The organism is Sphaerisporangium corydalis (assembly GCF_025506355.1).
Taxonomy (GTDB): domain Bacteria; phylum Actinomycetota; class Actinomycetes; order Streptosporangiales; family Streptosporangiaceae; genus Sphaerisporangium; species Sphaerisporangium corydalis.
The window spans coordinates 1-21,348 of the sequence record NZ_JANZYP010000025.1 but is presented as its reverse complement, the minus strand read 5'-3'; the positions used below and the strand labels follow the sequence as shown (position 1 = coordinate 21,348).

General features: G+C 73.0%; 22 protein-coding genes. 14 read left to right on the top strand and 8 right to left on the bottom strand.

The genetic code is table 11. From position 1 onward, the window contains the following. The first annotated feature begins 81 nt into the window (after positions 1-81). The 3 genes from NYZ98_RS18725 to NYZ98_RS18715 all read left to right on the top strand — a co-directional run bounded on the left by NYZ98_RS18725 (position 82) and on the right by NYZ98_RS18715 (position 3,165). On the top strand, positions 82-225 hold the full coding sequence (locus NYZ98_RS18725) for a hypothetical protein (RefSeq protein WP_262844099.1): 144 nt from the start codon (positions 82-84) through the stop codon (positions 223-225). A 164-nt stretch (positions 226-389) separates the two neighbouring features. Beyond that, complete coding sequence (locus tag NYZ98_RS18720) at positions 390-1,547, top strand: CaiB/BaiF CoA transferase family protein (RefSeq protein WP_262844098.1); 1,158 nt, start codon at positions 390-392, stop codon at positions 1,545-1,547. Between the two features lie 61 nt (positions 1,548-1,608). Next, entirely contained in the window at positions 1,609-3,165 is a 1,557-nt protein-coding gene (locus NYZ98_RS18715; protein ID WP_262844097.1) for an acetyl-CoA carboxylase carboxyltransferase subunit alpha/beta, read from the top strand. 76 nt (positions 3,166-3,241) lie between these two features. Here the strand turns inward: NYZ98_RS18715 and NYZ98_RS18710 are convergent, their stop codons facing one another. From NYZ98_RS18710 to NYZ98_RS18685, 6 genes are read right to left on the bottom strand one after another with little or no spacing between them, the layout of a single operon-like run. Next, a complete protein-coding gene (locus NYZ98_RS18710; protein ID WP_262844096.1) occupies positions 3,242-3,670 on the bottom strand; it encodes a hypothetical protein in 429 nt (142 codons plus the stop codon). Continuing rightward, a complete protein-coding gene (locus NYZ98_RS18705; RefSeq protein WP_262844095.1) occupies positions 3,667-4,098 on the bottom strand; it encodes a hypothetical protein in 432 nt (143 codons plus the stop codon). Before NYZ98_RS18705 ends, NYZ98_RS18710 begins: the two co-directional genes overlap by 4 nt. Before the next feature lie 37 nt (positions 4,099-4,135). Beyond that, a complete protein-coding gene (locus tag NYZ98_RS18700) occupies positions 4,136-4,957 on the bottom strand; it encodes a carbon-nitrogen hydrolase family protein (protein WP_262844094.1) in 822 nt (273 codons plus the stop codon). A gap of 49 nt (positions 4,958-5,006) precedes the next feature. After that, the gene (locus NYZ98_RS18695; protein ID WP_262844093.1) at positions 5,007-5,387 is read right to left on the bottom strand and encodes a type II toxin-antitoxin system death-on-curing family toxin; all 381 of its coding nucleotides are present in this window, start codon (positions 5,385-5,387) and stop codon (positions 5,007-5,009) included. Next, entirely contained in the window at positions 5,384-5,587 is a 204-nt protein-coding gene (locus tag NYZ98_RS18690) for a ribbon-helix-helix domain-containing protein (protein WP_262844092.1), read from the bottom strand. The genes NYZ98_RS18695 and NYZ98_RS18690 overlap by 4 nt, the downstream gene beginning before the upstream one ends. 59 nt (positions 5,588-5,646) lie before the next feature. Further along, a complete protein-coding gene (locus tag NYZ98_RS18685; protein ID WP_262844091.1) occupies positions 5,647-6,834 on the bottom strand; it encodes a pyridoxal phosphate-dependent aminotransferase in 1,188 nt (395 codons plus the stop codon). Between the two features lie 136 nt (positions 6,835-6,970). Here NYZ98_RS18685 and NYZ98_RS18680 point away from each other — a divergent pair, with 136 nt between their 5' ends. Continuing rightward, on the top strand, positions 6,971-7,960 hold the full coding sequence (locus tag NYZ98_RS18680; RefSeq protein WP_262844090.1) for a DUF418 domain-containing protein: 990 nt from the start codon (positions 6,971-6,973) through the stop codon (positions 7,958-7,960). On the opposite strand, the gene NYZ98_RS18675 is transcribed toward NYZ98_RS18680, so the two are convergent. After that, positions 7,921-8,262 carry a hypothetical protein gene (locus NYZ98_RS18675; RefSeq protein WP_262844089.1) on the bottom strand — a complete coding sequence of 114 codons (342 nt, stop codon included), beginning with the start codon at positions 8,260-8,262 and terminating at the stop codon, positions 7,921-7,923. The two genes, NYZ98_RS18680 and NYZ98_RS18675, sit on opposite strands and share 40 nt — an antisense overlap. A gap of 238 nt (positions 8,263-8,500) precedes the next feature. Here NYZ98_RS18675 and NYZ98_RS18670 point away from each other — a divergent pair, with 238 nt between their 5' ends. The 9 genes from NYZ98_RS18670 to NYZ98_RS18630 all read left to right on the top strand — a co-directional run bounded on the left by NYZ98_RS18670 (position 8,501) and on the right by NYZ98_RS18630 (position 16,106). Beyond that, a complete protein-coding gene (locus NYZ98_RS18670) occupies positions 8,501-9,409 on the top strand; it encodes a carbamate kinase (RefSeq protein ID WP_262844088.1) in 909 nt (302 codons plus the stop codon). 126 nt (positions 9,410-9,535) lie between these two features. Then, on the top strand, positions 9,536-10,642 hold the full coding sequence (gene bar / locus NYZ98_RS18665; protein WP_262844087.1) for a barbiturase: 1,107 nt from the start codon (positions 9,536-9,538) through the stop codon (positions 10,640-10,642). A gap of 84 nt (positions 10,643-10,726) precedes the next feature. Then, positions 10,727-11,302 carry an SseB family protein gene (locus tag NYZ98_RS18660; protein ID WP_262844086.1) on the top strand — a complete coding sequence of 192 codons (576 nt, stop codon included), beginning with the start codon at positions 10,727-10,729 and terminating at the stop codon, positions 11,300-11,302. A 33-nt stretch (positions 11,303-11,335) separates the two neighbouring features. Further along, the gene (locus NYZ98_RS18655) at positions 11,336-12,022 is read left to right on the top strand and encodes a prepilin peptidase (RefSeq protein ID WP_262844085.1); all 687 of its coding nucleotides are present in this window, start codon (positions 11,336-11,338) and stop codon (positions 12,020-12,022) included. 72 nt (positions 12,023-12,094) lie between these two features. Further along, positions 12,095-13,273, top strand: coding sequence for a chorismate synthase (aroC, locus tag NYZ98_RS18650; RefSeq protein ID WP_262844084.1), 1,179 nt, complete (start codon positions 12,095-12,097; stop codon positions 13,271-13,273). Beyond that, positions 13,270-13,776, top strand: a complete 507-nt coding sequence (locus tag NYZ98_RS18645) for a shikimate kinase (protein ID WP_262844083.1) — start codon at positions 13,270-13,272, stop codon at positions 13,774-13,776. Before aroC ends, NYZ98_RS18645 begins: the two co-directional genes overlap by 4 nt. Positions 13,777-13,813: 37 nt before the next feature. Beyond that, a complete protein-coding gene (gene aroB, locus NYZ98_RS18640; protein WP_262844082.1) occupies positions 13,814-14,887 on the top strand; it encodes a 3-dehydroquinate synthase in 1,074 nt (357 codons plus the stop codon). After that, positions 14,884-15,348 carry a type II 3-dehydroquinate dehydratase gene (aroQ, locus tag NYZ98_RS18635; protein ID WP_262844081.1) on the top strand — a complete coding sequence of 155 codons (465 nt, stop codon included), beginning with the start codon at positions 14,884-14,886 and terminating at the stop codon, positions 15,346-15,348. The genes aroB and aroQ overlap by 4 nt, the downstream gene beginning before the upstream one ends. Next, positions 15,345-16,106: an SGNH/GDSL hydrolase family protein gene (locus NYZ98_RS18630; RefSeq protein WP_262844080.1), complete on the top strand. Its 762-nt coding sequence runs from the start codon at positions 15,345-15,347 to the stop codon at positions 16,104-16,106. Before aroQ ends, NYZ98_RS18630 begins: the two co-directional genes overlap by 4 nt. A 93-nt stretch (positions 16,107-16,199) precedes the next feature. On the opposite strand, the gene NYZ98_RS18625 is transcribed toward NYZ98_RS18630, so the two are convergent. After that, positions 16,200-18,290 (bottom strand): ATP-dependent DNA helicase, encoded by a 2,091-nt coding sequence (locus tag NYZ98_RS18625; protein WP_316249580.1) that lies wholly within the window; start codon positions 18,288-18,290, stop codon positions 16,200-16,202. Between the two features lie 385 nt (positions 18,291-18,675). Here NYZ98_RS18625 and NYZ98_RS18620 point away from each other — a divergent pair, with 385 nt between their 5' ends. Further along, entirely contained in the window at positions 18,676-20,967 is a 2,292-nt protein-coding gene (locus tag NYZ98_RS18620; RefSeq protein ID WP_262844079.1) for a hypothetical protein, read from the top strand. The last annotated feature ends 381 nt before the right edge of the window (positions 20,968-21,348 follow it).

Genomic DNA, 21,348 nt, shown 5'->3' with positions numbered 1-21,348 from the left:
TGCGTGATTGGTGGGGGGCGCTGAGGGTAGCCGTTCATTGGAAACATTGACCGACACACGGTGGTGGTTGAGATGGCATCGATGGTTGACCGGATTAAGGACTATCTACGCAGCCCCAAGGGCCACGAGCACATGGAGAAGGCGAAGACGATGGCCAGGGACCCGCGCAACCAGCGCAAGCTGCGCGACTTCATGGACAAGTGGCGGGCGCGCAGAACCCACTGAGGCCGGGCCTTCTGGGAGGCGTGAGGAGGGGCGGCCGGGTGGGGTTCGCGGTGGATCCGCTGTGAACCCCGCGACCTGGGCCGCCCGGCCGGGCGGGTGATCGGGATAATGGGGGTCCATGGCCCTGGGCCGCGATCTCCCCCTGACCCTCGTGGAGGCTGACCTTGCAGGGACCTCTCAGTGACATCGTCGTGCTCGACCTGTCCCGTGCCCTGGCGGGGCCGCACGGAGCGCAGATGCTGGGTGATCTGGGCGCCATGGTGATCAAGGTGGAACACCCCGGAGGCGGCGACGAGTCGCGCGGCTGGGGCCCCCCTTTTGTCGGCCCTTCGGGCGATATTTCCACGTATTTCCTTTCAGCTAATCGCAACAAGCACTCCATCGCCCTCGACCTGAAGTCCGAAGAAGGCGCGGAACTGCTCACCCGCCTGGTCGGGCAGAGCGACGTCCTCGTCGAGAACTTCCGCACGGGCGTGCTGGACCGCCTCGGCTTCCCCGTCGAGCGGCTGCACGAGCTGAACCCCCGCCTGGTGATCCTCTCGATCACCGGCTTCGGCCACGACGGGCCCGAGGGCGGGCGCCCCGGATACGACCAGATCGCGCAGGGCGAGGCGGGCTTGATGAGCCTCACCGGCCCCTCGCCCGACGAGCCGTACCGCGTCGGAGCCTCCATCGCCGACCTGCTCGCGGGCATCCACGGCGCCTACGGCGTCGTCGCGGCCCTGTACGAGCGGGCGCGCACCGGCAAGGGAAAGGTGGTCCGCACCTCGCTGCTCGCCTCGGTCGTGGGCGTGCACTCCTACCACGGGACGGCCTGGACGGTCGGCGGCAAGGTCCCGGGGGCCGGCGGCAACCACCACGCCTCGATCGCCCCGTACGGCGCGTTCCGCTGCTCCGACGGGATGATCCAGATCGCGGTGGCCAATGACGTTCAGTGGGCCAAGTTCGCCCCGCTTCTCGGCATCGACCCCGCCACCCCGAAGTACGCGGTCAACCGGGAGCGGTTCGCGCACCGCGACGAGCTGATCGCCGACATCGAGAAGGCGCTGACCGGCCACGACCGCGCTCACTGGCTGGTCGCGCTCGCGGACGCGGGCATCCCCGCCGGGGCGATCCGCTCCCTGGACGAGGTCTACGGCTGGGACCAGGTGCGGTCGCAGGACCTCGTGGTCACGGTGGAGCACCCCGTGCTCGGCCCCATCGAGCTGCCCGGATCCCCGCTCAGGTTCGACGGCGACCCGCCGGCCGGGCATCGCGCGCCGCCCGCGCTCGGCCAGGACGACCAGGCCGTGCTCGACTGGCTGGCGAAGCGGGAAGGGTGAGCCCGCAGGTGCTGACAGTGGTGACCCCGCGGGCGCGCGAGGGGACGCGGGGAGGGCGGCGATGAGCCTCACCCGCCCGGACGCCAACACGCTCATTCACACCGTCCTGGACCCGGGATCGTGGCGGTCGTGGGACGAGCCGGCGCCCGACCCCGCGCCGCCGGGGTCGCCGTACGCCGAGGAGCTCGCCTCCGCGCGCGCCAAGACCGGGTACGACGAGTCGGTGGTGACCGGGGAGGGGACGCTGGGAGGCCGCCGCGTGGCGGTGATGGTCTGCGAGTTCTCGTTCCTCGCCGGGTCCATCGGGGTGGTCGCGGCCGAACGGCTGGTCCGCGCGGTCGAGCGGGCGACGGCCGAGGAGCTGCCGCTGCTCGCCGCCCCCGCCTCGGGCGGCACCCGTATGCAGGAGGGCGCGCTCGCGTTCGTCCAGATGATCAAGATCAGCGCCGCCGTGACCGCGCACCGCGCCGCCGGCCTGCCGTACATCGTGTACCTGCGTCACCCGACGACCGGCGGGGTGTTCGCGTCGTGGGGGTCGCTCGGCCACCTCACGGCCGCCGAGCCGGGCGCGCTCATCGGCTTTCTCGGCCCGAGGGTCTTCGAGTCCCTGCACGGGTACCCGTTCCCCGAGAACGTCCAGGTCGCGGAGAACCTCTTCAGGCACGGTCTCGTCGACGCGGTGGTGTCCGCCGAGAGCGCGCGCGGGGTCGCCCTGCGCGCGCTCACCATTCTGTGCGCGCCCAGGGACGCCAGGCGGCTGGCCGAGCGCGGCGGGCGCGCCGCCCGGGGGCCGGAGCCCGAGGAGGGGGACGTCGCCGTCGAGGCGTGGGAGGTGATCAGCAGGTCCCGCCGCGACGACCGCCCGGGGGTGAGGGCGCTGCTCAAACTGGGCGCCACCGACGTGACGCCGCTGAACGGCACGGGCGTGGGGGAGAACGACCCCGGGTTGCTGCTCGCCCTCGCCAGGTTCGGCGCGGCCCCGGCCGTCGTGCTCGGCCAGGACCGCCGCCAGCAGCAGGCCGGACGCCAGCTCGGCCCCGCCGGGCTGAGGGTCGCGCGCAGGGGCATGCGCCTGGCCGCCGAGCTGGGGCTGCCGCTGGTCACGGTGATCGACACCGCCGGCGCGGCGCTGTCGAAGGCCGCCGAGGAGGGCGGGCTGGCCGCCGAGATCGCCCGCTCGCTCGCCGACCTGGTGATGCTGGACGCGCCGACCGTCTGCCTGCTCCTCGGCGAGGGGGCGGGCGGCGCCGCGCTGGCCCTGCTGCCCGCCGACCGGGTGCTCTGCGCCCAGCACGGCTGGCTGTCGCCGCTGCCTCCCGAGGGCGCGTCGGCGCTGCTGTACCGGACCATCGACTTCGCCCCGGAGATCGCCAAGTCCCAGGGGGTGCGGGCGCGTGACCTCAAGCGGGACGGCATCGTCGACCGGATCATCCCGGAGCTCCCGGACGCCGCCTACGAGCCGGGCGCGTTCTGCGCGCGGGTCGCCCGGACCCTGGAGTACGAGATCATCGGCCTGATGGAACGCACTCCGGGGGACCGGCTGGCGACCCGCCTGGCCCGCTACCGCCGCCTCGGCGCGGCGGCCCCGCCCACCGGCGGCGAGACGGGACCGGTCTGACACCGAGGCGGACGCCGAACCCGGCCTGGTCCCGCGAACCGGACCCGCCTGACCCCCGGTGGGTAGGGGCCCCGGGTCACACTCCGGAGACGCTCGCGCCCTGGGCGGGCTGGCACGGGATCGGGATGCGCTCGACGCGGATGGAGTGGACCTCGTCGTGCGGCACGACCACCTCGTACGCCCCGTGGTCGACCATCCAGTAGCCGAGCGCCTCGGCCTTGAGGCCGCTGTGGCCGGTGTAGGCGATGTGCAGCCCGTCGTCGTCCTCGTCGAGCACCACGCAGGGCTCGCCGCCGAACGCGCCCACCGTGCGCAGCAGGACGAGCCATTCGAGGTCGGTGCGCCGGACCTGGCGGCGCCAGTAGCCGCCGACTCGGTCGAAGCCCTTGCGTGACTCCTCGCTGAACAGGATGACGTCGTCGGGTCCCGGGCCGAGGGCAGCCGCGTAGGTCTGGTCGTTCTGGTGGGCGATGAAGCCGAGGCCCACGGGTTCGATGTCGCTCATGCCGCGCGCCGCCAGGTGAGCCCGTCGTACTCGGCGAACCGGCGCTCGCCCCGGGCGGTCAGGTGCTGGATCTCCGCACCGGCGGGGATGGGCATCGGGGTGGTGTGGAACTGGGGGACCACGTGCTGGCGCGACGTGGTGAAACCGTTTCCGGCAAAAGGTGGTGAATCATTCCAATCTCCACCCATATGCGGGCCATAGGGGACGACGTAGGTGTCGGTGTCGCGGACGCGCCATCGCAGCAGGTACAGCTCGGAGACCGAAGGTTCCAGCTCCGAGCCCTCGAAGGAGAGGTCGAGCGCCGAGACGAGCTGCTCCGGGCTGGAGAGCCGGGAGCAGTCCTGGACGCGGTAGACGTAACCCGAGATGATGGTGCGCTGGCCCGCGAGATAGGGCACCAGCAGCCGAGGCGGGATGACTTTTTGCATCTGAGTACTTCGCGCCGGCTCGCTCACATCCCGCATTTTACGATCTGCCGACCTCGGCGTTCGGCACGGCACGATAAATATCTGGACGCCGGTGCGAAAGGCTCGGGAGCGTGGCCCGCGCCCGCTCGGTCTCGGCGGGGTCGATCTCGACGACCTGGACGACGGCCCCGGGGCCGAGATCGGCGCGAACCACCCCCATCGGGTCGACCAGCATGCTCCTGCCGATGCCGAAACCGTCCCTGGCCTCGGGGTTCGGCGCCTGCCCGACGGCGACCGTCCACATGGTGTTCTCGATGGCCCGCGCCCTGACCATGGTCGTCCAGTGCTCCTCCTTCAGCGGCCCGCCGCCCCACGCCGCGATCACGGCGAACGCGTCGGCCCCGAGGTCGACCAGGGCGCGGGTCAGCTCGGGGAAGCGGACGTCGTAGCAGGTGACCAGGCCGAGACGGAGCCCCTCGACCTCCACGACCACCGGCGCGTCACCGGGCGTGACCAGGTCGGACTCGCGGGCGCCGAAGGAGTCGAACAGGTGGATCTTCCGGTACGCGGCCAGCAGCCGGCCGCGCCGGTCCAGGACGACGGCGGTGTTGCTCACCCGGTCGCCGGCCGGCTCGAAGGTGCCGAGGACGACGGCGACCTCGTGCGCACGCGCGGCGTCGGCCACGGCCGTGAGGAACGGGCCGTCGAGCGGCTCGGCGGACTCGATGATGCCCTTGCCGTAGCGGGTGAGCGTGGCCTCGGGGAACACGGCCAGGGTGGCGCCTCGTGAGGCTGCCCTTCCGAGCGCGTCGCGCACGCGCTCGAGGTTCGTCTTCGGATCCTCGGACACCGGGATCTGGCACAGGGCGATGCGGGTCACCGTCCAAGCCTAAGGGCCGTGGCCCGCGAGGCGAAGGACGCGCGTGCGGTCAGGACGGCGCCACGAAACCCCACAGGATCCTGGCGATCTCGTCCACCTCGGCGAACCCGCCCGAGGCCGCCGCCGAGACCAGGTCGTGGACCGCGTCGTCGCCCGCGTCGAGCAGGACGCCGTTGACCTCCAGGAAGACGACGGTGGCCACCCACGCCACCTGCCGGTCGCCGCGGGCGAACGGGTGGTGGACGGCCAGGGAGTGCAGCAGCGCGCCCGCCTTGGTCATCACGTGGGGGTAGGCCTCGTGGCCGAACATGGACGCCTGGGGCCGGTGCACCGCCGAGTCCAGGAGCCCGGCGTCACGCAGCTCGGCGGGCCCGTCGATCGTGATCCCGGCGAGGTCGATCACCTGCTCCGCGGTCAGGTAGCGCGTCATTCGCCGAGCCGGTCGAGGACGGTGCGCCAGCGGCCGGCCGCGGCGACCCCCAGCCGGCGGACCTCCTCGTCGGCGTCGTGGCGCGCGAGGTACTCGTCCACGGCCGCGTTCACCACCTGTTCCACGCTGCGGCCCTCTTTGTCGGCGCGGCGGCGCAGGGCCTCGTTCCGCTGGTCACTGAGGCGAAGCGTCATGGCCATACCTCCACGGTACGCATCCGGTATCACGGTGATATTGGACACGGTGAGTGTATGACTATTTACAGAATGTTGTCAGGTGATTTCCCGTGGAGCCTGCTCAGCCGGGCGACCGCCTCGTCGATGATCTCGTCCTTCTTGCAGAAGGCGAATCGGACGAAGTGCCTGCCGCGCTCAGGATGGTCGTAGAAGACCTGGGTGGGGATGGCGACGACGCCCGCCAGCTCCGGCAGCCGCCTGGTCAGGTCGAGGCCGTCGGTGAAGCCGAGCGGGCGGATGTCGGTCTGCACGAAGTACGTCCCCGAGGGGCGGTACACGCCGAACCCGGCCGCCGACAGGCCCGCCATGAGCCGGTCGCGCTTGGTGGCCAGCGCGTCGCGGAGCCCGGCGACCCAGCCGAGCTCCTCGCGCAGGGCGTACGCGGCGGCGAGCTGCCAGGGGGCGCCGGCGGTGAACGTGAGGAACTGCTTGACCGTCTGGACCGCGCGCACCAGCTCGGCGGGCGCGCAGACCCACCCGGTCTTCCAGCCGGTGACGGAGAAGGTCTTGCCCACCGAGGAGATCATGATCGTGCGCTCGCGCATGCCCGGCAGGGTGGCGAGCGGGATGTGCGTCAGGCCGTCGTAGGTCAGGTGCTCGTACACCTCGTCGCTGATCGCCACCAGGTCGTGCTCCTGGCAGACGGCGGCGATCGCCGCCAGCTCGCCGGGGGTGAAGACCGTGCCCGTGGGGTTGTGCGGTGAGTTGACCAGGATCGCCCGGGTGCGCGGGCCGACGGCGGCGCGCAGCTCGTCGGGGTCGAAGGTGAAGCGGCCGTCGTCCGGGCGCAGCGTCACGGGCCTGCGAACCGCCCCGGCCAGCGAGATCGCCGCGTCGTAGGAGTCGTAGTAGGGCTCGAAGACGACCACCTCGTCGCCGGTCTCGCACAGCGCGAGCACGGAGGCGGCCAGCGCCTCGGTCGCGCCCACGGTCACCAGGACCTCGCCGTCGGGGTCGTACACGAGCCCGTAGTGCTCCTTGCGGTGACCGGCGACGGCCTGCCGCAGCTCGGGGACGCCGGGACCCGGGGGGTACTGGTTGGCCCCCTCCCGGATCGCCGCCACGGCCCGCTCCAGCATGGCCGGGGGCCCGTCGGTGTCGGGGAAGCCCTGCCCGAGGTTGATCGATCCGGTCCGAACGGCGAGGGCCGTCATCTCGGCGAAGACCGTCGTGCCGAACTCGCGCATGCGGGCGACCAGAGGTTCCTTCACGCCGGACAGCCTATCGGCCCGCCTCACGTTAACCTCGTCGAGTGATTGTCGGTTTTCCCCCTGATAGACGCATACGCTCCTGGGCCATGCGACGCGGCGGCGGTTCCCGTGGCACGGGTCGCGGAGGTCGTACGGGGTGACGCGGATCCGGGAGCTGGACGTGCTGCGCGGCTTCGCCGTCTGCGGGATCACGCTGGTCAACACCTGGCAGCACACGGTCGAACAGATCGGGCCGCACGACACGACCCCGGTCGACTGGGTCGCCGAGAACCTCCTGCAGAGCAGGTTCTTCCCGATCTTCTCGTTCCTCTTCGGCGTGAGCTTCGTGCTGTTCCTCCGGTCGGCCGCCGGCAGGACGCGGTACCCGAGGCTGGTCCTGCTGCGCCGCCTGGCCGTGCTCGCCGGCCTGGGGCTGCTCCACCAGCTCGTCAACCCCGGCGAGGTGCTCCTGCCGTACGCGATCATCGGGGCCGTGGTGCTGCTGCCCGCCTCCTACCTGAACCGGCCGTCACTGCTCCTGGCGGGGACCGGCGCCACGGTGTGGGCCGTGCTCGCGCACGCCGGCGGCGTCTGGCTGGTCCCGGGGCTCTTCCTGCTCGGCATGGGGGTGGTGGACCTCGACCTGAGACCGGGCGCGCTCAAGCCCGTCTTCCTCGCGTCCGCCACGCTCGCCGTGCTGCTCGCCGGCGCGTGGGCGTACCTGTGGCGGCACCCCGAGATGTTCGGCTTCCCCTACACCGTGAGCGTGTACCCGATCGCCGGGCTGGCCGGCGCCATCGCTTATTGCACGGGCGTGCTGCTGCTGTTCCGCCACAGGCCCGGTTCCCTGGCGGTGCTGGAGCCGCTCGGCCGGATGGCGCTCACCGCGTACCTGTCCGGGACGCTGGTGATCCTGCTGGCGCTGCCCCTGCTCGCCGGGGACGGCAGCAGGTTGAGCGTCCTCGCCGTCGCGGCGGTCGCGATCGCCGGGCAGGTCGCCTTCGCGCGGTGGTGGCTGGCCCGGTACAGGTACGGCCCGCTGGAGTGGGCGTGGCGGTGCCTCACCTGGTGGGAGGCGGTCCCCAACCGGCGCGGGCCCGCCGCGGATCAGTCGCGGCGGTGGCCGCCGAGCTTGCCGATGGCGTAGGCGAGGTTGACGCACGCGATGAGACCGAAGATCAGCATCAGCGGGAGGGTGCTCGTGGTGGAGCTCGACACGATCGCCGTCAGGGGGACCGACAGGGCGAGCGATCCGAGGCCGAGGGCCATCTGCGCCCAGTCGGGACCCGGGCGCTGGGGTCCACGCACGGCGAGCCGTGAGTCGATCACCGCGTTGACGCGGTCGACGAGCGACTCGGCGAGCTCGAGTTCGTACTGGGGGCCGAGCTCGCGCCGCGCGGACATCGCGGCGGCGACTTCGTCACGCTCTAGTCTCTGGGGCTGCTCCACGCCCCGATTGTGCCCCGGAACCCCGGCGCGTGGCGACATTCACGTCGATCATCTACAGAACCGATGCGAAACCTGCACGCCGGGTCGATCTGGCACAGAGAGGGTGGCGTGATCTCGCCCGGAAGGACGCCGGCTGCGGTGAAGGTGGCTCGACCCTGGCGAATGCTCATCAAGGAATCGCACTTCATGGGCAATCATCGCCAATGAGGTGGGCGGCCGCGCTGGATAGCTTCGTCGTGTGGGTGAACGCGTACTGATCGCTCTGGGCGGCAACGCGATGACCGGTCCCGACGGGAACGCGTCGCCGGACGATCAGCGGCAGGCCGTCGAACGGGCCATGACGCACGTCGCTGCGCTGATCTCCGCGGGCCACCAGGTGATCCTCACCCACGGCAACGGGCCCCAGGTGGGCAACCTGCTGCTGAAGAACCAGCTCGCCGCCGACGTCGTGCCCCCCGTCCCGCTCGACTGGTGCGGCGCGCAGACCCAGGCGACGATCGGCGTCCTGATACTCAACGCACTCGGACACCGCACGGCCGTCGTGGTGACCCGGACGCTGGTGGACGCGGGCGACCCGGCGTTCCTCGACCCGGTCAAGCCCATCGGCAGGTACTTCACCGAGGCCGAGGCGCGCCGGTTCGAGGAGCTCGGCCAGACCTGGCGCGCCTTCCCCGGCAAGGGCCACCGGCGGGTCGTGGCGTCCCCCGAGCCGCTGGAGATCCTCGACGCGCCCGCCGCGCTCGCCCTGATGGACGCAGGGTTCACCGTCGTGGTCGCCGGAGGCGGGGGAGTGCCCGTGGTCCGCAGGGCCGACGGCTCGCTCGGCGGCGTCGAGGCCGTGGTCGACAAGGACACCGCCGCCGCGGTGCTCGCGCGGGCCGTACAGGCGACCGTGCTCGTCGTCGCGACCGACGTGCCCTCGGCCGTGGCCGGGTACGGCACCCCCGACGCGCGCCCGATCGGGCGGGTCACCGTCGGCGAGCTGCGCGCCTTCCAGGAGGCCGGGCATTTCGCCAGTGGCAGCATGGGGCCCAAGGTGGAGGCGGCGCTGCGGTTCGCCGAACGCGGCGGCCGGGCGGTGATCACCTCGCTCGAGCACATCGGCGAGGCGCTGACCGGCGGCGTCGGCACCGTCGTCGGACGGTGACCCCCGCCCGGCGCACGGCTTCGGGCACGCGGCGGGACCGGCTTCCCGGGCACGGCGACTGACAGGCTTGACCACGGGGACGCGGCGAGACCGCGTCCCGGACACGACGACCGAGAGGTAGGAGATATGCCGGAACCGATCGAGGTGCGCAAGGTCGCCATCGAGAGCGTCACCGACGCCTCGGGGCTCGCGGAGCTCATCGACAGCGGGGTGATCGAGGCAGACCGGGTGCTCGCCGTGATCGGCAAGACCGAGGGCAACGGCGGGGTCAACGACTACACTCGCATCCTCGCCGACCGGGCGTTCCGTGAGGTGCTGGTCGCCCGGGGCACCCGCACCCCTGAGGAGGTCGCGCAGGTGCCGCTGGTGTGGTCCGGCGGCACCGACGGGGTGCTGAGCCCGCACGCCACGATCTTCGCGACCGTGGACCCCTCGCGGGCCGAGCCGTCGGACGAGCCGCGCGTCTCGGTCGGCGTCGCGATGAGCGACGTCATCCTGCCCGAGGACATCGGCCGCCCGGCCATGGTCGAGAAGGTCGCCGCCGGCGTCCGCGAGGCCATGAAGATCGCGGGGATCGAGGATCCCGCCGACGTCCACTACGTCCAGACCAAGACGCCGCTGCTCACCCTCGCCACGATCACCGAGGCGAAGTCACGCGGCCAGGAGGTCGTGATCGAGGACACCGGGCCGTCCATGGACATCTCCAACTCCACCACCGCGCTCGGCATCGCGGTGGCCCTCGGCGAGATCGAGACGCCTGCGGCGGACCAGATCCACAAGGACCTCTCCCTGTACTCCAGCGTCGCCTCGTGCTCCTCGGGCGTCGAGCTCGACCGCGCGCAGATCGTCGTGGTCGGCAACGTGCGCGGCATCGGCGGGCGGTACCGCATCGGGCACAGCGTCATGAAGGACGCCCTGGACGCCGACGGCATCTGGGAGGCGATCAGGTCCAGCGGCATCGACCTGCCCGACCGGCCGCACCCGAGCGACCTCGGCGGCAAGCTGGTCAACGTGTTCATGAAGTGCGAGGCCGACCCGAGCGGGCGGGTGCGCGGGCGCAGGAACATCATGCTGGACGACTCCGACGTGCACTGGCACCGGCAGATCAAGGCCACGGTCGGCGGGGTGGCGGCGAGCGTCACCGGCGACCCGGCGGTCTTCGTCTCGGTCGCCGCCGTCCACCAGGGCCCCTCGGGCGGCGGCCCCGTGGCCGCCATCGCCGACCTCGGCTGACCCTCGCGCCCTCCGGGCCGCCGGGACACTCCGGAGGGTCGCCGGATGACCGGTGGGCGGTGGCGACGGGTACGCTCGCTGGTCGTGCCGAGCATTCCGCAGCCCCTGGTCCCCGGCGACGACGGCGGCGCCGACGCCTCCGTGGCGGCGGCGCTGGCCGCGTACGCCGCCGGCACGGCCGAGGCCGCCGTCGTGGCCGCCGCGCTGAGCACGGCCCGCCTCCTGGTGCCCGTCGTCGCCCTGCTGACCGAGTCCGAGACGGGCGAGGACGGGCTCAGGCGGGAGAAGGAGAGCGAGATGGCGCTGCCGGTGCTGGTCGGCGCCGACGGCAGGAAGGCGGTGCCCGCGTTCACCGGCGCCGCGTCGCTGAAGCTCTGGCGCGGCGACGCCCGGCCGATCCAGGCGACCACGCCGCAGGTCTGCCGGGCCGCGATCGGCGAGGGGGCCGCCGCCGTCGTGGTCGACGTGGCCGGCCCGGTCCCGTTCGCGATCGAGGCGGGCATGCTGCGCGCCCTGGCCGCCATCGGCCGGGTCACCGGCGAGCGGGACGGCGTCGAGGCCCTGCTGCGTGACCTGTCCGAGCACGCCGACGTGACCGCCGCCCGCCTGCCCGCCCCCAGACGCGGTCTGCTCTCCCGCTTCCGCAGGCAGAAACCCTGACCCGTCGCACCGCGGGGAGATTAGGGTCGGCGGGTGGAGTTCGTCGTCGGAGCGGTCGTGCTGGGCCTGGTCGCGGGGTGCTACATCCGCCCGCTCGCCGCCGGCTTCCGCCCGTACCCGGACGACGATGACCCTCCCGCCCGGGCAGAGGAGGGGGCGGGCCATTGGGGAGAGGCGCGGAGGGCCTTCTCGGGGGCGTTCCGGGCGAGGCCGGTTCCCGGGTGGCCGCCGCTGGCCGAGGTGGCCACGGCCGCCGCCTGCGGGCTGGTCGCCTGGCGGTTCGCCGGAGAGGCCGCGCTCGCCGCCTGGTCGTACGCCGCGCTCGCCGGGTGCGCGCTGTCGGTGATCGACTGGCGCACGCGGCGGCTGCCTGACGCCATCACGCTCCCCTCGTACCCGATCCTCGTGGCCCTGCTCGCTCCCACGGGCCACCTGCTGGACGCGCTGCTCGGCGGGCTCGCGCTGGGCGGCCTCTACGCGGTCCTGTGGTTCGCCCGCCCCGGCGCGCTCGGCCTCGGCGACGTCAAGCTCGCCGGGCTGGCCGGGATGCTCGCCGGATCACTCGGATGGGACGCCTGGCTCGTCTGCGCGGCGGGCGGCCAGTTCCTCGGCGCCCTGTACGCGATCGGCCTGCTGGTCACCCGCCGGGGGACGCTGAAGAGCCAGTTCCCCCTCGGCCCCTTCATCCTCCTCGGCACCCTCGCGGCCCTCGTCCGCTGATGGGACGCGAGTTATCCACAGGGCGGCGGACGGGGGCGATGGCAGTGGGCCGTGCATGGAAGACTTGTCATCATGTTGCGCTGGTTGACCGCAGGTGAGTCCCACGGCCCCGAGCTCGTCGCCATCCTCGAAGGGATGCCCGCGGGCGTCGAGGTGACGACCGCCGACGTCGAGAGGGCGCTGGCCAGGCGCCGCCTGGGTTACGGCCGCGGCGCGCGGATGAAGTTCGAGCAGGACGAGGTGACCATCGTCGGCGGCGTGCGCCACGGCCGCACCCAGGGCAGCCCGGTCGCGATCCGCGTGGGCAACACCGAGTGGCCCAAGTGGGAGACCGTTATGTCGGCCGACCCGGTCGACCCCGACGAGCTCGCCGCCCTGGCGCGCAACGCCCCGCTGTCGCGCCCCCGGCCCGGCCACGCCGACCTGTCCGGCATGCAGAAGTACGGCTTCGACGACGCCCGGCCGATCCTCGACCGGGCCAGCGCCCGCGAGACCGCCGCCCGGGTCGCCCTCGGCCAGGTCGCCCGCAACTTCCTCAAGCAGGCCCTCGGCGTCGACATCGTCAGCCACGTCATCGCCATCGGCACCGCCGAGGCCCCGGACGGGGTCATCCCCGCCCCCGGCGACCTCGCCGCCGTCGACGAGCACCCGGCGCGCTGCCTGGACGCCGAGGCGGGCGCGGCCATGATCGAGGAGATCGACCTCGCCAAGCGGGAGGGCGACACGCTCGGCGGCGTCGTCGAGGTGGTCGCGTACGGGCTGCCGCCCGGCCTCGGGAGCTACGTGCACTGGGACCGGCGCCTCGACTCGCGGCTGGCCGGGGCGCTCATGGGCATTCAGGCGATCAAGGGGGTCGGGGTCGGCGACGGGTTCGAGACCGCGCGCCGCCGGGGCTCGCGCGCCCACGACGAGATCGAGAACACCGAAGAGGGCGTCCGCCGGATCACCAACCGGGCGGGCGGCGTCGAGGGGGGCATGACCAACGGCGAGCCCCTGCGCGTCCGCGCGGCCATGAAGCCGATCTCCACGGTGCCCCGGGCGCTGTCCACGATCGACGTCCTGACCGGCGAGCCGGCCAAGGCGATCAACCAGCGGTCCGATGTGTGCGCGGTCCCGGCCGCCGGTATCGTCGCTGAGGCGATGGTCGCGCTGGTGCTCGCCGACGCGGCCGTCGAGAAGTTCGGCGGCGACTCCGTGGAGGAGGTCGCCCGCAACCTTTCCGGCTACCTCTCCTCGATGGTGATCAAGTGACCACTCCCAGAGCTGTGCTGATCGGCCCGCCGGGGTCGGGCAAGTCCTCCGTCGGGCGCCTGCTGGCCCAGCGGCTCGGCACGGGCTTCCGCGACACCGACGCCGACGTGGAGGCCGTGGCCGGCAAGCCGGTCGCCGACATCTTCCTCGACGACGGCGAGGAGCGGTTCCGCGAGCTGGAGGCGGCGGCCGTGCGCCGGGCGCTCGCCGAGCACGAAGGGGTGCTCGCGCTGGGCGGCGGGGCCATTCTCGCGGCGGAGACCCAGGAACTGCTGGCCGGGCACGTCGTGGTCTACCTGCAGGTGGGGCTGTCGGACGCGGTGCAGCGCGTGGGCCTGGCCCAGGCGCGCCCGCTGCTGGTGCTCAACCCGCGCAGCCGGCTCAAGAAGCTCATGGAGGAACGCCGCCCCGTCTACGAGCGGCTCTCCTCGATCATCGCGATCACCGACGGGCGCGCGCCCGAGGAGATCGCCGACGACATCGCGAAGGACCTGCCGGCGTGAACCCACGAACACTCGTCAGCGAAGTGGAGGGGCTTCGGTGACCAGCCGGATCCGGGTCAAGGGGGAGCGGCCGTACGACGTCGTCGTCGGGGCCGGGGTGCTCGGTGAGCTGCCCGGGTTGCTGGGGGACGACGTCCGCACGGTGGCGGTGGTCCATCCGGCGAGCCTCCCGGAGATCTCCCGGCCGGTGTGCGGCGTGCTGGAGGCGGCCGGTCACACCGTCGTGGCGCTTCCCGTCCCCGACGGGGAGCGGGCCAAGTCGGTCGAGGTGGCCGCCGAGCTGTGGTCGGCGTTCGGCCGGTACGGCGTGACCCGCTCGGACGCCGTGGTCGGCGTCGGCGGGGGCGCGACCACCGACCTGGCCGGTTTCGTCGCGGCCACCTGGCTGCGCGGCGTCAAGGTCGTCCAGGTGCCCACCACCCTGCTCGGCATGGTCGACGCGGCGGTGGGCGGCAAGACCGGCATCAACACCCCCGAGGGCAAGAACCTCGTCGGCATGTTCCACCCGCCCGCCGGGGTCCTGTGCGACCTCGCCACCCTGGTCTCGGTGCCCCGTGACGACTACGTGGCGGGGCTCGCCGAGATCATCAAGGGCGGGTTCATCGCCGACCCGACGATCCTGCTCCTCGTCGAGGACGACCCCGAGGGCGCCCGGGTCCCCGAGGGCCGGCACACCCGGGCGCTGATCGAACGGAAGATCCAGATCAAGGCGGACGTCGTGGGCGCCGACCTGCGCGAGTCCGGCGTGCGGGAGATCCTCAACTACGGCCACACCCTGGCCCACGCGATCGAGCGCGTCGAGTCCTACCACATGCGCCACGGCGAGGCCGTGGCGATCGGCATGGTCTACGCCGCGGAGCTGTCCCGGCTGTCCGGCCACGCGGGCCTCGGCCTCGTGGAGCGCACGCGGTCGATCCTCACCTCGGTCGGCCTCCCGACGGCCTACCGCCTGGAGGCATGGCCCGAGCTGCGCGAGCACATGCGGGTCGACAAGAAGAACCGCGGCGCCAGCCAGCGATTCGTGGTCCTGGACGACATCGGCAAGGTCGCCCGCCTGGAGGACCCCCCAGAAGAGCTGCTCGAAGCCGCCTACCGAGAGGTCGCGCGATGACCGATGTGACCAAGGACGAGGGCGCGCCGAGACGGGTGTTCGTGTTCAACGGGCCGAACCTGGCGCGGCTCGGCACCCGGGAGCCCTCCGTGTACGGCACGGCGAGCTTCGACGACCTCGTCGCGCTGTGCCACCGCTTCGGCGGCGAGCTCGGCCTGGCGGTCGACGTCCGGCAGACCGACGACGAGTCCGAGCTGGTGTCCTGGCTCCACGAGGCCGCCGACGGGTCGATCCCCGTCGTGCTCAACCCCGCCGCCTTCACCCACTACTCGTACGCGCTGCGCGACGCCATCGCCCAGCGCACGGCGCCGCTGATCGAGGTGCACATCTCCAACCCCGCCGCGCGCGAGGAGTTCCGCCTGGTCTCGGTGGTCGCCGCCGTCGCCTCCGGCACGATCGCGGGGTTCGGCCTGCGGTCGTACGAGCTGGCGCTGCGTGCCATCGCGGAGGACGGCCGGTGAGGGCGTACGGTTCCTACGTCGCGCTCGGCGACAGCTTCACCGAAGGGCTCAACGACCCCGGCCGGGACGGGCACTACCGGGGCTGGGCCGACCGGGTCGCCGAGCGGCTCGCGGAGCTGGAGCCCGGCTTCCGGTACGCCAACCTCGCGGTGCGCGGCAAGCTGCTCGACCAGATCGTGGAGCACCAGGTGCCGGCGGCGATCGAGCTGAAGCCCGACCTGGTGAGCTTCTGCGCCGGGGGCAACGACCTGCTGCGCCCCGGCACCGACCCCGACCGCATGGCCAAGACGTTCGCGCGCGCCGTGCGGGACCTGCGGGGCACCGGGGCGGACGTGGTGCTGTTCACCGGGGTGGACCCCCGGGACATGCCGCTGATGCGCCGGTTCCGCGGGCGGTTCGCGGTGTTCTACCTGCACGTGCGGTCGATCGCCGACCTGTACGGCTGCCACGTGGTCGACCAGTGGTCGATGCAGCCCATCCGCGACTGGCGGGCCTGGAGCGAGGACCGGCTCCACATGAACGACGTGGGGCACCGCCTGGTCGCCGCGAAGGTGTGCGAGGTGCTCGGGGTTCCGTCGCAGGACCAGTGGCGCCACACCTGGCCGGCCCGCGACCGGGTCGGGCGCGCGGTGAAGCTCCGCGAGGACCGGCTGTGGCTCCGCGAGCACTTCCTGCCCTGGGTGGGCCGCCGCCTCACCGGCAGATCCTCCGGCGACGCCGTCGACCCCAAACGCCCCGACCTGAAGCCCTACGCCTGACCGGGCGCCCGCCGCCTGCGCGGCGGGTCCTCGCGTGACGCCGCCGACCCCGAGCATCCGGAGCCGCGGATGCGGTGTGCCCTTGCGGGTGGGTCAGGGGGCGGTGGTGAGGCGGCGGAGGGCGGCGCGGACCTTGGCGGGGTCGGTGGTGGTCCAGAAGGGGGGCAGGGAGTCCTTGAGGAAGCTCCCGTAGCGGGCCGTCGCGAGCCGGGGGTCCAGGACCGCGACCACGCCCTTGTCGGACTGGCCGCGCAGCAGCCTGCCCGCCCCCTGCGCGAGGAGCAGCGCGGCGTGCGTGGCGGCCACCGCCATGAAGCCGTTGCCGCCCTTCGCGGCGACGTGCCGCTGCCGCGCCGAGGCCAGCGGGTCGTCGGGCCGGGGGAACGGGATGCGGTCGATGATCACCAGGCTGAGCGATGGGCCGGGCACGTCGACCCCCTGCCAGAGCGAGAGCGTGCCGAACAGGCAGGTCGCCGGGTCCTCGGCGAACTGCTTGACCAGCAGCGAGGTGGAGTCGTCGCCCTGGCACAGCAGCGGAGTGTCGATGCGCTCGCGCAGCGCCTCGGTCGCGGCCTTCGCGGCGCGCATGGAGGAGAACAGCCCGAGCGTGCGCCCGCCGGCCGCCTCGATCAGTTCGGCGATCTCGTCGACGTACTCCTTGGGAAGGCCGTCGCGCCCCGGCTGGGGAAGGTGCTTGGCGATGTACAGGATGCCGCTGCGCGCGTGGTCGAACGGCGAGCCGACGTCCAGGCCCGTCCACGGCTTGGGCGTCTTCTCGGCCCGGGGAGGCCCCTGCTGGACGGCGGCGCCGGGGGCGGCCTGGCCGGACGCGTCGTCCTGGCCCTGGGGCTCTCCGGGCGGGCGGGCCGGGCCGAGGCCCCACTGGCGGGCCATGCCGTCGAACGTGCCGCCGAGGGCCAGCGTGGCGCTGGTGAGGATGACGGTGCGGTCGGCGAACAGCTTGTCGCGGAGCATGCCGCCGACGCTCAGCGGCGCCACCTTCAGTTGCGCGGGCCGCCGGTCGGTCGCGCCGTCCAGCCACACGACCTCGGCCCGGTCGACCTCGGCGCCGTCCCCGAAGGCCTCCAGGATCCGCACGGCGGTGTCGTGGACGTCGTCCAGCGCCGTGAAGGCCGCCTTGCGCTGCCCGGCGCTCTCCGGGTCGTCGTTCCTGCCGCCGCTCCGGTTGTCGCCGCGCGGGCCGAGCGCGGTGATGCACCCGAACGCGGCGTCGCGCAGGACCGAGAGCGTGTCCCCGAGCACCTGGGGGAGCTGGTCGAGCCGGCCGGGCGGCGCGGCGGCGAGCAGCGCCTTGAGGTCCTCGCCGGCCTCCTGCAGGCGGTCGGCGACGCGCTGCTCGATGAGGCGGGCGACGCGGCGCACGGCCGAGGCGACGGCAGCCTCCGACAGCTCGTCGGTGACCACGCTGGTCACGCGGTCGACGAGCTCGTGGGCCTCGTCGACCACGACCACGTCATGGTCGGGCAGGACCGTGAAGTCCTCCATGGCGTCGATGGCGAGCAGGGCGTGGTTGGTGACGACCACGTCCACGCGCCCCGCGCGCTCCCTGGCCTGCTCGGCGAAGCACTCGGAGCCGCTCGGGCACCGCTGCGCGCCGAGGCACTCCTTGGCGCTGACCGAGAACTGCCGCCACGCCTGCTCGCTGACCCCCGGGACCAGCTCGTCGCGGTCGCCGGTCTCGGTCTCGTCGGCCCAGTCCTGGATGCGCTGGATCATGCGGCCGGTGGCGCTGACCTCGCGGGGGTCGAAAAGCTGGTCGTCCTCTTCCTCGGGCCACGCGGCCGTCACTTTGTAGCGACAAAGATAGTTTCGCCTTCCCTTGAGGATGGCGAACAGTGGTTCATGGGGAAGGGACTCGGCGAGGGCCTCGGACAGCCGGGGGAGGTCGCGGTCGACGAGCTGGCGCTGGAGGGCGATGGTGGCGGTGGAGACCACGACGGCGCTGTCCGACTCGATCGCGTGGCGGATCGCGGGCACCAGGTACGCCAGGGACTTGCCGGTGCCGGTGCCGGCCTGGACGGCGACGTGCTCGTCGTTGTCGATGGCGTGCCGCACGGCACGCGCCATCGTCACCTGCCCGGGGCGCTCGGTCCCGCCCACCCCCGCGACGGCGGCGCTCAGCAGCTCCTCCACCTCCGGGAGATCGTCCTCCTCTTCGAGGATCTCCTCCTCGTCGCCGGAGGGGTCGCTTTCGCCGGCGGTGCCGTCGGTGTCGTCCAGGACGTCGTCGGAGGCACTGAGAGAGTCGTCGAGCACGACACGGAACGCTACCGGCCCCCGGGGGGTCGCCGCGCCCGGAGCGGCCAGACGGCGCGCGGTGCGTTCCGGGTTCATCTCGGCATTCCGGAACCCGCGCGGCGGTTCGCGTGGCAGACTGGCGTGGCCAGGTCCCGGGGGGGTCAACGATGATCTACCAACCGCCTGCCCGCCGGAGGGCAGCGCGTCAGGAGTGACCTATGGGATCTGCCATGACGATGACGTGCACGGTTCGGTAGGGTTTCTGAGGTCGAGTGGACGAATAAAGGCTGGTTAAAGCACGATGTCTGCCATGTCGGAAGTTGTCCCACTGCCATCGTTCGGTGAGGTGTTCTTCGACGCCCGTGGCCAGGAGCGTGTTCTCCGGGTCACCTGGCACGAGGGCACCCTGGTCCTCAGCCTCTGGCGGGGCGAGATGTGCTCCGCCAGTTTCCGCATGCCGATGGACGACGTCGGCCGCCTCCTCGACACCCTGGACGTGGGATACGCGGAGGCCGGCGGCGAGTACGCCGAGGGGGAGGAGGAGTACGCCGACGACGCCGAACAGCCGGAGTATCCCGAATACCCCGACTATCCGGGCACGGGGCAGTACGCCCGCCCGGCCGGCGCCTCCGACGACGAGGGCGACTACCCCGACTACCCCGACGAGCAGGCGCTTCCCGGACGCGCCGCCGCCGGGGCGTACGCGCACGACGACCGGGCCGCGGTCCCCCCCGCCGCCCTGAGCCCCAACGACGTGCTGGTCGCGCGCGGCGCCGTACCGGCCGCCGACAAGCTGGTCGCCTCCCGCGCCCGTCCCGCCGACCTCGACCTCCCGCAGGGCGACCTCGCCGGGCGGCCCGTCCCCCAAGGCGACCACCCCGGGCGGCCCGTCCCCCAGGGAGATCTCGCCGGGCGGCCCATTCCCCAGGGTGACCTCGCCGCGCGGCAGGGCCGGCCCTCCCGGCAGAGCCGTGGCGCGCGGCCCGACTTCCCGGCGCAGCCTGACTTCCCGGCCCAGCCGGACTATTCCGTACGACCTGACTACACCGTGCCGCCCGAGTTCGCCGCGCAGGCGGGCCTTCCGGCGCTCGGCCTGGTCCCGCAGCAGGCCCCCCAGCAGGTTCCCCCCGCCGGCCAGCAGATCCCGGTCCCGGTGCCCGCCGCGGGCCCGCAGGCCGCCGGCGACTACGGCGTCCACCCCGACTACACCCCCCCGGAGGGCTTCACGCTCACCGGCGGGTACGCGGCGCTCGGCGAGCAGGCCCAGGTCGCCGGCCGAGGTCCCGCGAACGACTACGCGCCCCGCGGCGACTTCGAGCCGCCGGCCGGCCTCACGCCTCGCGGCGGATACGGCCCCCAGGACGAGCTCGGGCCGAGGACCGGCCAGCGGGTCCCCAACGGGTACGGCCCCCAGGGCGAGCAGGGGCCGAAAGGGTACGGGCCTCAGGGGGAGAACGGATACGGTCCCCAGGGGGAGAACGGGTACGGCTCTCAGAGCGAGCAGGGGCCGCAGGGCGAGTACGGGACGCCGCCCGGGTCCCCGGGACGGTTCGGGCCGCAGGCCGACTACGGCACCCCGGCGGACTACACCGCGTCCGACTTCGCCCCCTCCGAGTTCGGCCCGCCGAAGTCCAGCCGGTCGAAGCCCGGCCCGAGGGGTGACTACGGCACCTCCTCTGAGTTCGCGCCGAAGGGCGATTTCGGCATGCCCGGCGGCTTCCCGCCTGGCTCGCCCGGTTCGCGGGGCGAGTACGCGCCGAGGGAAGGCTACGGAGCCCCCGGCGCCGGTCCTGTCCCCGGCGGCGCCGAGTTCGGTCCCGCCCCTGGTGGCGAATTCGGGTCCGCTCCTGGCGGTGAGTTCGGGTCCGTCCCCGGTGGCGACTTCGGGTCCGTCTCTGGTGGCGACTTCGGGTCCGTCTCTGGTGGCGAGTTCGGGTCCGTCCCTGGTGGCGACTTCGGGTCCGCTTCTCGTGGTGAGTTCGGGTCCGTCCCCGGTGGCGAGTTCGGTCCGGTGCCCGGTGGTGAGTTCGGCCAGGTGCCCGGTGGCGCAGACTTCGGTGCGGTGCCTGGCGGTGGCGAGTTCGGTGCGGTGCCTGGCGGTGGTGATTTCGGTTCGGTGTCCGGCGGTTACGGACGGCCGGGCGATCCCTTCGCGCCCGCCGAGTACGGTGGCACGCCCGCGCTGGACTACTCGGCTCCGCCGAGCTACGGCTCCACGCCGGAGTACCCGCCCCTGCCGGAGTACGGCGGGGCCCGCTACGCCGGTGAGCACGGGGATGCCGTGCCGAGAGAGAACATGATCGTCAACGACTCCCTGCCCTTCGGGTCCCCGTCCGCGGGCCGCCCCGGCCAGGCGTACCGCGAGGAGCCCTCGGGATACGACTGGCAGCAGGCGACGCGCCCAGCCGCGGTGGACCCCTCCGACCCGCTGGGCCTCGGCTCGCTGGCCCCCCGGCCCCCGGACTCCACCGACCCCCAGCTCTCCCGCCCGTACGTCAACGACCCGATGTACAGCACGGGTGAGCGGGTCCGCCCCGAGGACCGCCAGCACGCCGACGACGGCCGCCGCCCCCGCTCCCGCGACCACAACCGCGACTGGTAACCCCCACCCCACCCCCACTCCCGCACAACCGCGAGTGGTGACCCCGGCCCCCTGACCCGCCGCACAGGGCGCCGATTTCGCCGTCCTACTTCCCACCGTCGCGGCGCCCTTATGAAAGCCCTGTGGCGGGTGGGACGTACCGGGCCGTCCCGGCACGAGCCGGGTGGCGCAAAGCGGGCTTGGGCGGATGGTGGCGCAAGGCGGCTTGGGCGGATGGCGCAGCGTGGGGACGGGGCGGGAGCGTCGTAGGGCCGGTTCCAGCGTGCTGTGGGGCGGTGTCCGCTTGGTGCTGCGGGGTGCCCAGGGGTTCAGGGTGGTCGTGGCGAGTCGGGGTTCAGGGTGGTTTTGGGGTGGGGTGGGGTTGGGGGGCGGTGTTGAGGG